The following is a 14,971-nucleotide window of genomic DNA, read 5'->3' as shown; positions in this document are numbered from 1 at the left end:
TCACCACCCTCCGAAACGTGGCCAGGTCGCCGCGATCGCCGGATCGTCGCCATGGACGACGTGATAGGCGGGATGCTGCGCGCCGGTCGAACAGGCATGGTTGGGCAGCACGCGCACCCGGTCACCGATGCGAAGCGGGGGCAGCTGGCCGTCCGATCCGGGACGAACGGTAATGATGCCATGTTCCTGATTGGCATCGGCGAGGATCAGGTCGGGATAGGGCGTGCCGTCCAGCGTGCAGACCACGCCATAGCCCTGATCGACCGGCTGTCTGGCGGTGCCGCGATCGCGCGACATCGCCATCCATCCGGCGTCGATCAGGATCCAGCCCTTTTCCTTCTGAAACCCGATGACGGTGCCGAGCACGGACAGGGCGATATCGTCGATCGCGCAGACGCCGATGCCGTGCATCACCAGGTCGAAGAACACGAACACGCCGGCCCGCACCTCGGTCACGCCGGTCAGGTCGGTGGCGAAATGCGCGGTCGGGGTCGATCCGACGCTGACCACCGGACAAGGCAGACCGGCATCCCGCAGCGTCGCCGCCGCATCGACCACGCTCTTGCGCTCGGCCTCGGCATAGCGACGTAGTTCTTCGGGGCTTCGCGCGGCATAGCTGCCGCCGGCATGGGTCATGACCCCGCGCAGTTCGCCGCCGGCCACCAGCGCGCGACCGATCGCGATCAGCGCGGCGCTGTCGTCGGGCAACACGCCCGAGCGGTGGCCGTCGCAGTCGATTTCGATCAGCGCGGGAATGGCGGTGCCCGCCGCCACCGATGTGGCTGCGACCGCCTCCGCCTGTTCGACCGTGTCGAGCACCACCGCGATATCGACGCCGCGTTCGCGCAGCGCGAGGACGCGCGACAGCTTGTCGGGGGCGATGCCGACCGCATAGATCAGGTCGCGGACGCCGGCGTCGGCAAATTGTTCGGCTTCCTTCAGCGTCGATACCGTCGCTGGTCCCGCCGGGCTTTCCATCAGCCGTTGCGCGACCTCGATCGACTTGCCGGTCTTCAGATGCGGACGCAGCGTGACCCCCATCGGCGACAGATGCGCGCGCAGCCGGGCGATGTTGCGGTCCATCCGATCGATGTCGAGGATCAGGCACGGCGTCTCGACGGTCGACAGCGTCGCGCCGTCGGTCTGCGTCTTGTGGGTCAGGGTTGCTGTCGTCATGCCAGGATCGCCTTGGTTTCCAGATATTCCTCAAAGCCATGGACGCCATATTCGCGGCCATTGCCCGATTGCTTGTAGCCGCCGAACGGCGCGTGCGCGGTCCATGCCGGATAGTTGATATGGACCTGTCCCGACCGGATGCGCCGGGCAACCGCCTGCGCGCGTGCCGCATCGCCCGACTGGACGTGCGCGCCAAGACCGTAGACGGTGTCGTTGGCCAGCGTGACGGCGTCCGCATCGTCGGCATAGGGCATGATGCACAGCACCGGCCCGAAAATCTCCTCACGCGCGATCCGCATGTCGCGGGTCACCCCCGAAAAGATCGTCGGACGGACATAATAGCCACGGTTGAGGTCGGCGGGGCGGCCGGGGCCGCCGCAGATCAGCCTGGCCCCCTCGGCCAGGCCCGCTTCGATCATCGCCTGCACGCGGGCGTACTGCGCGGCGTTGGCGATCGGGCCCATCGTGGTCGCTTCGTCGGTGGGCGCTCCGACGCGCCATTCGCTGGCGGCCTGTGCCGCCAGTGCCTCGACCTCGTCCAGCCGGGCGGCGGGGACCAGCAACCGGGTCGGTGCGCTGCACGACTGGCCGACATTGCGCATGCCGGCCATCACGCCGCGCGGGATCGCGGTCGCGAAATCGGCGTCGTCGAGGAACAGGTTGGGTGATTTGCCGCCCAGTTCCTGCACGACGCGCTTGACGCTGACCGCCGCCGCCTGCGCGACCAGCACGCCGGCGCGGGTCGATCCGGTGATCGAGATCATCGCGACATCGGGATGCGCCGACAACGCCGCCCCCACCGCCTCGCCGGACCCGTTGACCAGATTAAACACGCCCGCCGGCAGCCCGGCATCGTGGACGACCTCGGCGAACAGCAGCGCGCTGTACGGCGACATCTCGCTGGGTTTCAGCACCACCGGGCATCCTGCGGCGATGGCCGGAGCAACCTTGGCCGTGATCTGGTACAGCGGCCAGTTCCACGGGGTGATCAGCGCGCAGACGCCGATCGCTTCCTTGACCAGCGTGAACCCGGTGTCGGGCCGTTCGAACCGATAGCCGCGCAGCACATCGATCTGTGCGCGGACATGGGCGATGGCGAACGGCACCTGCGACGCGCGGGCAAAGCCGATCGCCGCCCCCATTTCCAGAGCGATCGCCTGCGCAAAGGCTTCGGCGCGTCGTTCCATCAGCGCCGCGATCCGTTCGAGCAGTGCGATCCGCTCGGCGACCGGGGAGATCGACCAGCGATCGAACGCCCGCAGCGCGGCTGCCACCGCGCGGTCGACATCGGCGGCAGAACCGGCGGCGATGGTGCCGATCTGCGTTTCGGTCGCGGGATCGATCACGGCGATGCGCAGCGCGTCACCGGCCGGATCGCACCAGCCGCCATCGATATAGAATTGTCCCGACCTGTCGTCCGTCATGTCCATCCTGTGCGCATGTCCGTTTACCCGAAGGGGCAGCGGGACCGGAGGCCGCCTATGGACGCAAGTCTACCGGCAAGCGAACGGCAGACGCGTTCGAAAACAGGGCCTCAAACGGCATTCCGGCGATGGCGAAGCGGCGTTGCCAGTGGTTTTCAACGGCAACGCGCTATTTTCTGCTGTCGGCGCGGTGGGACGTCGGCGGTGGTCACGCAGGCGGTGGCCAGTGGGAAGTGGCCCGTCGGAACGCGGATCGGATGTCGGTGTGTCAACACCTGTCGAACCGACGACCTATGCCGCACGGCGTGACCCATAAGGCCCGGCATTTTATGCCGGCCGGCGGTCAACGTCGTTCGCTTCGCCGCGCGAAAGCCGCGGAAACAAGTATTTCTGCCGCGTTTCCGCCGCCAATATCCGGCCATTCCACAACGACTTCGCAAAGGGGGCCAACCGTGCTTCGTCCTAAATATATCACGTTCGACTGCTATGGCACGCTGATCTATTTCGAGATGGCACCGGTCGCCCGCCGCATCTACGCCGATCGTGTCGCCGAAGCCGATCTGCAGCGCTTCACCGACGACTTTTCCGCCTATCGTCTCGACGAGGTGCTGGGCGCATGGAAGCCGTATCGCGATGTCGTCGAAGCGTCGTTGCGCCGGACCTGCAAGCGGTGGAACATCGAATATCGCGACAGCGATGCGGCCGAGGTCTATGCTGCCGTGCCGACCTGGGGCCCGCATCCGGACGTCGTCGAGCCGCTCAAGCGCGTCGCCGCCGAATATCCGCTGGTCATCCTGTCGAATTCGATGGTCGACCTGATCCCGCACAGCGTCGAAAAGCTGGAGGCGCCGTTCCACGCCGTCTACACCGCCGAGGAAGCGCAGGCCTACAAGCCGCGGATGCAGGCGTTCGAATATATGTTCGATCAGCTGGGCTGCGGGCCGGAGGACGTGCTGCACGTCTCCTCGAGCTTCCGCTACGATCAGATGACGGCGTTCGATCTGGGCATCAAGGACAAGGCGTTCGTCAATCGCGGTCACGAACCGCTGAACCCCTATTATCAGGTCCATGACATTCCCAGCCTTGCCGGCCTGCCGGGACTGGTCGGGCTTTGAGCGTGTCGACCAAGGTCCGCTCGTTCATCGACCTGCGCGCCTTTGCCGATACGGCAGCGGTGCCAGCCACCGGCGACTATGCGACGGCGCGCGCCGCGTTGCCGCTGACCGACGGGCCGTGCGGGGTCGATCTGGTCGCGCTTGATGGCGGCGCGGGGTCGGTGGCGGGCCTGCCGGGCGACGAATTCGTGATCGTCGTCGCCGGATCGCTGCGCATCGGTGGCACCACGCTGGTCGCCGGACGCAGTGCGGTCCTCCCTTCGGGTGTCGCCTTCGACTGGGAAGCGGCACCGGCCACGCGCGTGCTGGCGATGCGCCATGCGATCGAAACGCCCGCCGCCGACGCGGTGGTGCCGATCGACGAGGATGCGGCGCTCGTCCCGTCCAATCCGCCGCTTGCCGAGCTGCTGGTCGGGCCGACGCCGTCGTGCCGCAACCATACCGATTACCTGTCGAGCGACGGGGTCTTCATCTGCGGGACATGGGATTCGACGCCCTATCACCGCATCGCCATGCGCTATCGCCATCACGAACTGATGCACCTGCTGGACGGCAGCGTGACCTTCGTCGACGAGGCGGGGGTCAGCGGGACCTTTGCCACGGGCGATATCTTTCTGGTCGAACATGGGGCCGAATGTTCGTGGGACAGCCGCGAGCAAGTGAAGAAGGTCTATGCGATCTGGCGGCCGGCGGTCGCCTGATCGGGGGGTGATGGCGGGATCGTCATCCCGGGTCTGGCCCAGACGTTTGCGAAGGTGCCGCGCAGGCGGGGGTCCAGGGTTCCAAGCGCAAGCCGTTGTTCTGCTTGGCTCTGGACCCCCGCCTGCGCGGGGGTACGGCTAGTTTTCTCGCGATGATTGCGAGTTTCGCAGAGGTCTCGGCCTGCCCCGGAGTAACGGCGAACCGGCTTTTTCTACTGCTCCGCCAGCGTCTCGATCGACCGGTGGCAGAAGATGTGCCGGTCGCCCTCCGCCAGCAACGGCGGCATCTGCGTGGCACAGGCATCGATCGCCAGCGGGCAGCGTGATACGAAACTGCACCCGACCTCGCGCATCCGCGCGCCGCCGGTCGTGTTCGCGTCGCGGGCGGGGGTTTGCTCCAGCCAGCCGGGGCGCAATTCGGGCACCGATGCGGTCAGCAGCCGGGTATAGGGATGATGCGCGCCATGGCCGACGCCGTCGCGCGTCACCCGTTCGGCGATGCGGCCGGCATAGAGCACCAGTACATCGTCGCTGATCGCGCGCACGATCTCCAGATCATGGGTGATGAACATATAGGCGAGGCCGAGTTCGCGGCGCAGCTCGATCAGCAGGTCGAGCACCGCTTCGGCGACCACCGGGTCGAGCGCCGAGGTCACTTCGTCGCACAGCAGGAGTTCGGGGCGCGCCGCCAGCGCGCGGGCGAGGTTTACGCGCTGCTTCTGCCCGCCCGACAATTCGCCCGGTAGCCGGTCGGCAAGCGCGGCGGGCAGGCGGACGAGGTCGAGCAGCCGCGCGACCTCCGCCCGTGCCGACCGGCGGTCCATGCCATGGTAGAAGGCGAGCGGGCGGGCGATCGCCGCGCCGACGCTGACCGCGGGGTTGAGCGCGGTGTCGGCGCTCTGGAACACCATCTGTACCCGGCGCAGTTCGTCGCGCGAGCGGCGGCGGACGACGGGGGCGAGCGGCTTGCCGTCCAGCAGGATGCGGCCGGCGGTCGGCGCGTGCAGCCCGGCGACGACGCGCGCCAGCGTGCTCTTGCCGCAGCCCGATTCGCCGATCACGCCCAGCACCTGTCCGCGCCGGATCGTCACGTCGATCCCGTCGAGGATCTTCACGCGGGGGGTGCCGTCATGGTTGGTCCCGCCATAGCCGGCGACGACGCCCCACAGGTCGAGCAGCGGCCGGTCCTGTGCAACGGGAACGTCGGCGGGCTTGCGCGGCGCGGCGGCGGCGACCAGCGCGCGGCTATAGTCATGGGCCGGGGCGAACAGGATCTGTTCGGTGGTGCCGAGTTCCTGGACTTCGCCGCCCTTCAGCACGGCGATGCGATCGGCAATCTGCGCCACCACCGACAGGTCGTGGGTGACATAGACGGCGGTGGTGCCCAGATCGCGGACGGCGTCCTTGAACGCCTTCAGCACCTCGATCTGCGTCGTCACGTCGAGCGCGGTGGTCGGTTCGTCGAAGATCACTAGCTTGGGATCGGTGATGAGCGCCATCGCCGCCATCAGCCGCTGCAACTGCCCGCCCGATACCTGATGCGGATAGCGCGCGCCGACGCCGTCGGGATCGGGCAAAGCGAGACGTCGGAACAGCGCCTTCGCCTTCTCCTCCGCCGCCGCCCGGTCGAGCGTGCCGTGGATCAGCGCGGGCTCGATGACCTGCGCCATGATCGTCAGCGACGGATTGAACGCGGCGGCAGCGCTCTGCGCGACATAGGCGACGGTGCGACCGCGCATGCCGCGCAGTTCCTCGGCACTCGCCGTGTCGAGCCGCTGGCCCGCCACCTCGATGATGCCGCCGGCGATGCGGCAGCCGGGCCGGGCATAGCCGAGCAGCGACAACGCGATGGTCGTCTTGCCCGACCCCGATTCCCCGATCAGCGCCAGCACTTCGCCAGGGGCCACCGACAGCGTGCAGTCGGGGACGATCACGATCTCGCGCCCGTCCTCGCCGGTGGCGGTGATGCGCAGATGCTCGATACGCGCCAGCGGAGCGGTCATCGCCGCCGCCGTCCGGGAAGGGAGTCGATCAACAGGTTCATCCCGATGGTGAGGGAGGCGATCGCCACCGCCGGAAACAGCACGGCGGGCGCGCCGAAGCCGAGGCCGGCGATATTCTCGCGGACCAGTGCGCCCAGATCGGCGTCGGGCGGCTGTACGCCCAGCCCCAGAAACGACAGCCCGCTGAGCAGCAGCACGACGAACACGAAGCGCAGCCCGAAATCGGCGGCGAGCGGCCCGGTGACGTTGGGCAGCACTTCGCGCACCACGATATAGGGCAGGCGTTCGCCCCGCGCGCGGGCGGCGGACACGAAGTCGAGCGCCATGACGCCGAGCGCCAGCGCGCGCGCGGTGCGGAACGCACCGGGGGTATAGATCACCGCCAGCGTCCCGATCAGCACCGGGATCGACGCGCCCGTCGCCGCGATCACGACGAGGGCGAACATCAGGCTGGGAATGGCGATGACGATGTCGAACAGCCGCGACAGCAGCGTGTCGACCCACCCCCCCGCCGCCGCGGCAAGACCGAGCAGCACGCCGGTCACGACGGCGATGGCGGTCGCGACGAAGGCGATGAACACCGTGTAGCGCGCGCCGTACAGCACCCGGCTGAGCATATCGCGGCCGAGATAGTCGGTGCCGAGCGGGGCCATGCGGCTGATCGGGCCGAACACGTCGAGGTCGATGATCTCCCCCACGCCGTGCGGGGCGAGCGCCGGACCGGCCAGCGCCACCGCCACCCACAGCAGCACGAGGGCAAGGCCGATCCGGCCGCTGGTCGCGAGCCTGCTCATCGGCGGCGCAACCGGGGGTTGGCGAGGATGGCGACGACGTCGGCCGCCGTGACCAGCACCAGATAGGCGATGCAGAAGATGATCGCGATGGTCTGCACCAGCGGCAGGTCGCGGGTCGCGACCGCATCGACCATCAGCCGCGCGACGCCCGGATAGTTGAAGATGATTTCGACCACGATCACGCCCCCCAGCAAGGTCGACAGGCTGAGCGCGATCGCATTGGCGATCGGCCCGACGGCATTGGGCAGGGCATGGCGCAGCACGACGCGCGCGGGCGAACAGCCCTTCAGCCGGGCCGCCTCCGCATAGGAGGTGTCGAGCGCGTCGATCACCGCCGCGCGCGTCATCCGCACCATCTGCGCCATCACGAAACAGGCGAGGCTGAACACCGGCAGCGCGAAGACCCGCAACAGGTCCCATGTCGAATGCACGTCGCGCGTCGACGACAGCGCCGGCAGCCAGCGCAGCGTCACCGCGAACAGCATCACCGCCAGCGTCGCGATCAGGAATTCGGGGACCGAGACGATGCCGATCGTCGCGATGCTGATCGCGCGGTCGAACGCCGTGCCGCGTTTCACCGCCGCGACGATACCGAGCAGCAGCGCGAACGGCACCGACACCAATGCGGTCAGCCCGGCCAGCGTCAGCGAATTGCGCAGCCGCGCGGCGATCATCTCCCACACCGGCAGCCCGGTGATGAGCGAGCGCCCCGGATCGCCGGTCAGCACGCCGGTCGCCCAGTCGAGATAGCGTGCCCATGCCGGCTGATCGAGGTGCATCGCCGCGCGCAGGCCGGCCAACGCCTCGGGCGTCGCGCTCTGGCCGAGGATCGCCTCGGCCACGTCGCCCTCCATCAACTGCGCGATGCCGAACACCGCCAGCGATACGAACAGCAGCGTGACCAGCGACGCGCCGACCCGGCGCACGATCAGCGAGGCGAGGGGCGAGAGCGTCATTTGCCCTCCAGCCAGACATGGGACACGAAATCGAACCCCATCAATCCCCCCTGCGGCATCGGGCGCAGCCCCTTCAGCCGTGGGCTGAACGAATCGAGCGAACTGATGAACAGCGGGATGCCGATGCCGGCGTGATCGTGGATCAGATGCTGCATCTCGCCATAGAGCGACTTGCGCCGTGCCTCGTCGGTTTCGCCGCGCGCGGCGTCGAGCAGCCGGTCGAACCGCTGGTTCTTCCACGCGCTTTCGTTCCACAGCGCGTTCGACGCGAAGAACTGGGTGAAGATGATGTCGGCGGTCGGGCGCGGGTTGGTGTTCCCGAACCCCAACGGCACCTTCATCCAGCTGTTGGTCCAATAGCCGTCGGACGGCACGCGACGAATGTCGAAGCCGATCCCGGCACGTTCGCCCGCATCCTGGATCAGCACCGCCATGTCGTCGGACTTGTCGGCAGCGGTCGAGGTGACCAGCGGCACCCGCGTCCCCACCAGCCCGGCGCGCCGGAAATGGAAGCGCGCGCGTTCGGGATCGAACGGCCGCTGCGGGACGCTCGGGTCGTAATAGGGATTGGTCGGCGCGATCGGCTGATCGTTGGCGATCGTCGCATAGCCGCGAAAGATCGCGGTACGCATCGTTTCCCGGTCGAGCAGCAGTTTCAGCCCGCGCACGAAGTCGGGGTTGTTGCCCGGTGCCCGGTCGAGCCGGGCGATGAGGTTGGTATAGCCGCTCGATTTTGATTCGAGCAGGCCGAAGCCCGCCTCGCGCAGATGGCGGGCGATGCGCGGGTTGATGGCGTGGATCAGGTCGACATCGCCCGACAGCAACGCGTTGATCCGCGCGCTGTCGTCGGAGATCGCGAACAGCTCGCATTCGCCCAGCCGCACCGGCCCGCGCCAGTAATCGTCGTAGCGTGCGGCGAGCGAGCGGACGCCGGGCATGAATTCGATCATCCGCATCGGGCCGGTGCCGACGGGCCGGTTGAAATCGCGCGTGCCGTCGCGGATGATCTGGAATTGCGGAATGCCAAGGATCGTCGGCAGATCGGCGTTCGCGCTCTTCAACACCACGCGCACCCGGTCGGGGCCATCGGCGCGGACCGAGGCGAACTGGTCGGCGAACACCTTCGCCTTCGATCCGACGGCGGGGTCGAGGTGGCGGCGCAGCGAATAGACGACGTCGGCGACCCGCAGCGGCGATCCGTCGTGGAACCGCACGCCCTTGCGGAGCCGGATCGACCAGTCGCGGGCATCGGCGGTCTCGATCGCCTCGGCCAGCGCCGGCTGTGGCCGGAACCGGTCGTCGAGCGTGGTCAGCCCGTCATAGACCATCGAGCAGCGGCAGAAATCGGTGACGACGGTCTGGCGCGCGGGGTCCATCGTGTCGGCGGTCGAGCTGACCGCGACGGCGACGCGCAGGCGCCCGCCGACCGGTTCGGGCCGGGCCGGTTCGAACCCGCAGGCACCCAGCCCGACCGACAGCCCGCCGCCGCCGATCAGGCGGATCGCATCGCGCCGGCCGATCAATGCCGCCAGTCCTGATAGCGGTAATAGGCACCGACCGCCGGCAGGAACCATGGCGGGCCGAAATGTCCCGGCACCGCCGGCCATGCGATCGCGTGGAACGGATTTTCGTCCACCGCCGGCGCGCCGCCGATGATCCGCGCCATCGCCTCGCCCATCACCACCGAAATCTGCGTGCCGTGGCCGCTATAGCCCATGGCGTAATAGATGCCGTCGCGCGATCCGGCGCGGGGCAGCCGGTCGGCGGTCAGGTCGACGATCCCGCCCCACGTATGGGCGATGCGGGCATCGGCCAACTGCGGAAAGATGCGGCGCATTCCCGCTTCGAGGATCGCGCCGCTGCGCGTGTCGCTGCGCGGGCTGGACAGCGCAAAGCGGGCGCGCCCGCCGAAGATCAGCCGGTCGTCGGCGGTCAGGCGAAAATAGTTGCCGACGTTGCGGGTGGTCGTGCCGTTACGCCGTCCCGGCATGATCTCCTGCGCCAGCGGCCCCAGCGGTTCGGTGGCGACGATGAAACTGCCGATCGGCACGATCCGCCGTCGCAGCCAGCGGAACGGCCCGGTCATCGACGCGCCGGTCGCCAGCAGCACGGCATCGGCCTCGATGATCCCGCGCTTCGTCGTCAGTCGGTGGCGACCGCCGGACAACCGCTCCATGCCGGTCAGTGCCGCATTCTCGTACAGTTTCGCGCCGTGTCGGACGGCGGCACCGGCAAGCCCGGCGGCGAACCGGCCCATGTGCAGCGAGCCGCTGCGCGGGAACAACAGGCCGCCGTGGAACGCGTCCGATCCGATCTCGTCGGGCAGGTCGGCCTTGGCGATCAGGCGGATGCCGGGTTCGACCGTCTGCGACAGCAGTTCCGCGGTCCGGGCGAGCTTGGCCGCATGGTCGGGCTTGTCGGCCAGCTTCAGCTTGCCGTTGCGCACGAAGTCGCAGGCGATGCCCTCTTCGGCGACGATCGCCTCGACCCGGTCGACGCCGGTGTCGAACGCGCGATAGATCGCGGTCGCGCGATCGATCCCGAACCGGCTGGTCAGCGCGGCGAAGTCGCCGGCGATGCCGTTGTTGCACTGGCCGCCATTGCGCCCCGATGCCTCGCCCGCGATGCGCCCGGCCTCGACCACCACGACGTCGGCACCGGCCATCGCCAGCGTGCGCGCCGCGGCAAGGCCGGTGAAGCCGCCGCCCACGACCACCACCGACGCGCGCACCGGCACCGGGCCGTGTTCGGCCCCTGCAAAGCGTTCGCCGCTGTCCAGCCAATAGGATTCCAGCTTCATCGCGTGTCCGCGTCCCCCATCGAAGCGATGCTGCTTCGGCACGGCATAATCTGCTCCAACCGCACCGGCATCGTTACACCTTAGTTGGTCGGACGACAGGGCATATGTGCCGATCGCTGCCCCGACCACCGCACAGCGTACCGCCCGCCTTGTATTTCCATCGGGTTCGACCGGCGTTGTTCGTCGGGCAGGGACGGATGGCGGCCCGGGTCCCGGCGGCAGGATATTCCGGCCGACGGCCGATTTACGCGCGATACCATGCCGGTTGCGGCGCGGCGCGGCACCTCCTGCGCCCAGCGGCCGGGTACACCATGGGTCGAGGACATGATGGAACGCGAAACGATGCAGACGAGTGCCGATCCCCAGCCCGCCGAAAGCCGGACGATGCGTCTGCGGCCGATGACGCAGGACGATGTCGCCGGGGCGCATGTCCTGTCGAAGGCGGAGCAATGGCCGCACCGGGCGGAGGATCTGTCCGACATGCTGACGGTCGGCAATGGCATGGTCGCCGAACTGAACGGCGAAATCGTGGGTACGACCATGTGGTGGCGGGCCGGACCGAAGGTCGCGACGCTCGGCATGGTCATCGTGTCGCGGCGGCATCGCGGCGCGGGCATCGGGCGGATCGTGATGGCGGCGGTGCTCGACCAGATCGCCGATGCGATCGGCCCCGATGGTTCGATCCAGCTGAACGCGACCGAGGACGGGCTGCCGCTCTATCGCAAGCTGGGCTTCACCGGGATCGGCGAAATCCTGCAGCATCAGGGTGCGGCGTTCCAGGCACCGCTGGTGCCGCTGGCGGCCGGCGAGCGCATCCGGCCGATGGGCGCGCGCGACGGCGCGCTGGTCGATGCGCTGGTGCGCGCCGCCAGCGGTCTCGACCGGCCGACGGTGATGACGGTGCTGCGCGAAAAGGCGCATGGCGTGGTGCTGACGGAGGGGGACGAGGTGACCGGCGTCGCGCTGTTCCGCCGGTTCGGGCGCGGCTATGTCGTCGGGCCGGTCATCGCCCCCGACCGGACCCGCGCGCAGGCGCTGATCGCGCAGTGGATCGGCTCGCGCAGTGGCGAGTTCATCCGGCTCGACATTCACGGCAATAGCGGGTTGGGACCATGGTTGGAGGAACTGGGACTGGTACGGGTCGGACGGGTCGTGACGATGGTGAAGGGCGCGGAGCCGCCGGCGACCGCCCCGGCGACGGCGTTCGCGATCGTGAGCCAGGCGCTGTGCTGAGCAACGACGACCTGCGCGGCACCGGGCTGCTGATCGAATCGATGCTGATCGGCGGCGAATGGGTCGCGGCACGGGACGGTGCGACGCTCGACGTCACCGACCCGGCGACCGGCGACGTGGTCGGCACGATCCCGGCGGGCGGGGCGGCCGATACCGAAGCGGCGATCGCCGCCGCAGCCGCCGCCTTGCCGGCGTGGAAGCGGCGTACCGCCGACGATCGCGCGACGCTGCTGGAGCGCTGGCATGCGCTGATCCTCGACCATGCCGATACGCTGGCGGCGATCATGACCGCTGAACAGGGCAAGCCGCTGGCCGAATCGAAGGGCGAGATCGCCTATGCCGCGTCGTTCGTGAAATGGTTCGCGGGCGAGGGGCGGCGGATTTCCGGGCACACCATCCCGGCCCCGACCAGCGACCGCCGCATCCTCGCCACCCGCGAGCCGGTCGGCGTCTGTGCGGCGATCACGCCGTGGAATTTTCCGGCGGCGATGATCACGCGCAAGGTCGCACCGGCGCTGGCGGCGGGCTGCACCGTCGTCATCAAGCCGTCCGAACTGACCCCCTATACCGCGCTCGCGCTGTGCAGGCTGGCCGAGCGGGCGGGAATGCCGGCGGGTGTCGTCAACATGGTCACCGGTCTGCCGCAGGCGATCGGCGGGGCGTTGACCGCTTCGCCGGTGGTGCGCAAATTGTCGTTCACCGGATCGACGCGGGTCGGATCGCTGCTGATGCAGCAGTCGGCCGATACGCTGAAGCGGCTGAGCCTCGAACTCGGTGGCAACGCGCCGTTCATCGTGTTCGACGATGCCGATCTCGACACCGCCGTCGCCGGGGCGATGGCGTCGAAATTCCGCAACGCCGGCCAGACCTGCGTCTGCGCCAACCGCATCCTCGTGCAGGACGGCATCCACGACCGCTTCGTCGAGAAACTGGGCGACGCGGTTCGGTCGCTGCGGGTCGGCGACGGCCGGACGGAGGGGGTCACGATCGGCCCGCTCATCAATGCCGCCGCTTGCGCGAAGGTCGCCGATCACCTGTCCGACGCGCTCGCCAAGGGCGCGACGATCGCCGCCGCGCCCGATGGTGTCGAGCAGGATGAACGCTTCGCCCGGCCGGTGGTGCTGACGGGGGCCACTGCCGATATGCGGCTGGCGTCGGAGGAAACCTTCGGCCCGGTCGCGCCGATCTTTCGCTTTTCGGCCGAGCAGGAGGCGATCGACCTCGCCAATGCCACGCCGTTCGGCCTTGCCAGCTATTTCTATACCGAGGACCTGCACCGCGCATGGCGCGTCGGCGAGGCGCTGGAATTCGGCATGGTCGGGCTGAACACCGGCAGCATCGCGATGGAAATGTCGCCGTTCGGCGGGATCAAGGCATCGGGGCTGGGCCGCGAGGGCGGCCGCGAAGGCATTGACGAATATCTGGAAACGAAAGCGTTTCATTGGGGGGGATTGAAGGGCCTGTGACCAAGTATCGGATTGCAGTCATTCCCGGCGACGGGATCGGCAAGGAAGTCATCCCCGAAGGCATCCGCGCGCTGGAAGCGGCGGCGGCGGCCTATGGCTTCACCGTCGAGCAGCAATGGCATGATTTCGCGAGCTGCGATTATTATGTCCGCCACGGCCGGATGATGCCCGAGGACTGGAAGGCGCGGATCGGAAATGTCGATGCGATCTTCTTCGGCGCGGTCGGATGGCCCGACACCGTGCCCGATCACATCTCGCTATGGGATTCGCTGATCCAGTTCCGGCGCGAATACGACCAATATGTGAACCTTCGCCCGGCGCGGCTGATGCCGGGCGTGCCGTGCCCGCTGGCCGGTCGCAAGCCCGGCGACATCGACATGATGATCGTCCGCGAGAATACCGAGGGCGAATATTCGGCGATCGGCGGCACCGCCTTTCCCGGCACCGACCGCGAGGTCGTGTTGCAGGAAACGGTGATGACGCGCATCGGCACCGACCGCATCCTGCGCTACGCCTTCGACCTCGCGCAGAAGCGTCCGGCCAGGCATGTGACGTCGGCGACCAAGTCGAACGGCATCGCCATCACCATGCCGTGGTGGGACAGCCGCGTCGCCGAAATGGCCGCGCGCTACCCCGACATCCGCACCGACAAATATCATATCGACATCCTCGCGGCCCAGTTCGTCCTGAACCCCGACCGTTTCGACGTGGTGGTCGCGTCCAACCTGTTCGGCGACATCCTGTCCGATCTGGGTCCGGCCTGCACCGGTACGATCGGGATCGCGCCGTGCGGCAACATCAACCCCGATCGCAGCGTGCCGTCGCTGTTCGAACCGGTGCACGGTTCGGCCCCCGACATCGCGGGGCAGGGCGTCGCCAATCCCGTCGGGCAGATCTGGTGCGCATCGATGATGCTCGACCATTTCGGCGAACATGCGGCGGCGAAGTCGATCGTGACGGCGATCGAAACGGTGCTGGCGGGTGACTCTGGACGGACCCGTGACCTGAAAGGGTCGGCGAATACCGAGCAGTGCGGGAAGGCGATCGCCGCGGCGATCGGCTGAGCCGGCATCGGTCTCGCGCTCAACCGCACAATCGCCGTACCCCCGCGCAGGCGGGGGTCCAGAGCCAAGCAGAACAACGGTTTGTGCCAGGTACCCTGGACCCCCGCCTGCGCGGGGGTACGGCCAAGGCGGGACCGGGCGCGCAGCCTGAGCCACGGTCCTGTTTCGGCTGGAACAACGATAAGCGACCCACGGCATAATCTGCCGCACGCCTGCGAAGTTCGGCAGCTTGGCTGCGT

At 68.3% G+C, this 14,971-nt stretch carries 12 protein-coding genes; 5 read left to right on the top strand and 7 right to left on the bottom strand.

Going from position 1 to position 14,971, the window contains the following annotated elements; genetic code table 11:
• Positions 1-1,176 carry a DSD1 family PLP-dependent enzyme gene (locus ASE70_RS03800; protein WP_056501558.1) on the bottom strand — a complete coding sequence of 392 codons (1,176 nt, stop codon included), beginning with the start codon at positions 1,174-1,176 and terminating at the stop codon, positions 1-3.
• The gene (locus ASE70_RS03795; protein ID WP_056501682.1) at positions 1,173-2,600 is read right to left on the bottom strand and encodes an aldehyde dehydrogenase family protein; all 1,428 of its coding nucleotides are present in this window, start codon (positions 2,598-2,600) and stop codon (positions 1,173-1,175) included. The genes ASE70_RS03800 and ASE70_RS03795 overlap by 4 nt, the downstream gene beginning before the upstream one ends.
• Positions 2,601-3,052: 452 nt before the next feature.
• On the opposite strand from ASE70_RS03795, the gene ASE70_RS03790 reads away from it, so the two are divergent.
• Positions 3,053-3,715, top strand: coding sequence for a haloacid dehalogenase type II (locus ASE70_RS03790; RefSeq protein WP_235519578.1), 663 nt, complete (start codon positions 3,053-3,055; stop codon positions 3,713-3,715).
• A gap of 2 nt (positions 3,716-3,717) precedes the next feature.
• Positions 3,718-4,416, top strand: coding sequence for a cupin domain-containing protein (locus tag ASE70_RS03785; RefSeq protein WP_235512253.1), 699 nt, complete (start codon positions 3,718-3,720; stop codon positions 4,414-4,416).
• A gap of 212 nt (positions 4,417-4,628) precedes the next feature.
• On the opposite strand, the gene ASE70_RS03780 is transcribed toward ASE70_RS03785, so the two are convergent.
• From ASE70_RS03780 to ASE70_RS03760, 5 genes are read right to left on the bottom strand one after another with little or no spacing between them, the layout of a single operon-like run.
• Positions 4,629-6,419, bottom strand: a complete 1,791-nt coding sequence (locus ASE70_RS03780; RefSeq protein ID WP_056501555.1) for an ABC transporter ATP-binding protein — start codon at positions 6,417-6,419, stop codon at positions 4,629-4,631.
• The gene (locus ASE70_RS03775; RefSeq protein WP_056501551.1) at positions 6,416-7,213 is read right to left on the bottom strand and encodes an ABC transporter permease; all 798 of its coding nucleotides are present in this window, start codon (positions 7,211-7,213) and stop codon (positions 6,416-6,418) included. The genes ASE70_RS03780 and ASE70_RS03775 overlap by 4 nt, the downstream gene beginning before the upstream one ends.
• Positions 7,210-8,169 carry an ABC transporter permease gene (locus ASE70_RS03770; RefSeq protein ID WP_056501549.1) on the bottom strand — a complete coding sequence of 320 codons (960 nt, stop codon included), beginning with the start codon at positions 8,167-8,169 and terminating at the stop codon, positions 7,210-7,212. Before ASE70_RS03770 ends, ASE70_RS03775 begins: the two co-directional genes overlap by 4 nt.
• On the bottom strand, positions 8,166-9,692 hold the full coding sequence (locus ASE70_RS03765; protein WP_235519575.1) for an ABC transporter substrate-binding protein: 1,527 nt from the start codon (positions 9,690-9,692) through the stop codon (positions 8,166-8,168). The genes ASE70_RS03770 and ASE70_RS03765 overlap by 4 nt, the downstream gene beginning before the upstream one ends.
• Positions 9,689-10,969: an NAD(P)/FAD-dependent oxidoreductase gene (locus ASE70_RS03760; protein WP_056501545.1), complete on the bottom strand. Its 1,281-nt coding sequence runs from the start codon at positions 10,967-10,969 to the stop codon at positions 9,689-9,691. The genes ASE70_RS03765 and ASE70_RS03760 overlap by 4 nt, the downstream gene beginning before the upstream one ends.
• Positions 10,970-11,293: 324 nt before the next feature.
• Here ASE70_RS03760 and ASE70_RS03755 point away from each other — a divergent pair, with 324 nt between their 5' ends.
• The 3 genes from ASE70_RS03755 to ASE70_RS03745 are packed head-to-tail and all read left to right on the top strand — an operon-like array spanning position 11,294 to position 14,732.
• The gene (locus ASE70_RS03755; protein ID WP_200925592.1) at positions 11,294-12,202 is read left to right on the top strand and encodes a GNAT family N-acetyltransferase; all 909 of its coding nucleotides are present in this window, start codon (positions 11,294-11,296) and stop codon (positions 12,200-12,202) included.
• Positions 12,203-12,243: 41 nt separating this feature from the next.
• Positions 12,244-13,668 (top strand): NAD-dependent succinate-semialdehyde dehydrogenase, encoded by a 1,425-nt coding sequence (locus tag ASE70_RS03750; RefSeq protein ID WP_056501676.1) that lies wholly within the window; start codon positions 12,244-12,246, stop codon positions 13,666-13,668.
• The gene (locus ASE70_RS03745; RefSeq protein ID WP_056398293.1) at positions 13,665-14,732 is read left to right on the top strand and encodes a tartrate dehydrogenase; all 1,068 of its coding nucleotides are present in this window, start codon (positions 13,665-13,667) and stop codon (positions 14,730-14,732) included. The genes ASE70_RS03750 and ASE70_RS03745 overlap by 4 nt, the downstream gene beginning before the upstream one ends.
• Positions 14,733-14,971 lie beyond the last annotated feature (239 nt).

It is taken from the genome of Sphingomonas sp. Leaf22 (assembly GCF_001421715.1).
Classification (GTDB): Bacteria; Pseudomonadota; Alphaproteobacteria; order Sphingomonadales; family Sphingomonadaceae; genus Sphingomonas.
The sequence above is the reverse complement of the archived record's forward strand: the minus strand, read 5'-3'. Positions and strand labels throughout refer to the sequence as shown.

Coding starts and splice junctions, on each gene's coding strand:
- ASE70_RS03800 (WP_056501558.1), bottom strand. CDS start 1,176: ATGACGACAGCAACCCTGACCCACAAGACGCAGACCGACGGCGCGACG.
- ASE70_RS03795 (WP_056501682.1), bottom strand. CDS start 2,600: ATGACGGACGACAGGTCGGGACAATTCTATATCGATGGCGGCTGGTGC.
- ASE70_RS03780 (WP_056501555.1), bottom strand. CDS start 6,419: ATGACCGCTCCGCTGGCGCGTATCGAGCATCTGCGCATCACCGCCACC.
- ASE70_RS03775 (WP_056501551.1), bottom strand. CDS start 7,213: ATGAGCAGGCTCGCGACCAGCGGCCGGATCGGCCTTGCCCTCGTGCTG.
- ASE70_RS03770 (WP_056501549.1), bottom strand. CDS start 8,169: ATGACGCTCTCGCCCCTCGCCTCGCTGATCGTGCGCCGGGTCGGCGCG.
- ASE70_RS03760 (WP_056501545.1), bottom strand. CDS start 10,969: ATGAAGCTGGAATCCTATTGGCTGGACAGCGGCGAACGCTTTGCAGGG.
- ASE70_RS03755 (WP_200925592.1), top strand. CDS start 11,294: ATGATGGAACGCGAAACGATGCAGACGAGTGCCGATCCCCAGCCCGCC.
- ASE70_RS03750 (WP_056501676.1), top strand. CDS start 12,244: ATGCTGATCGGCGGCGAATGGGTCGCGGCACGGGACGGTGCGACGCTC.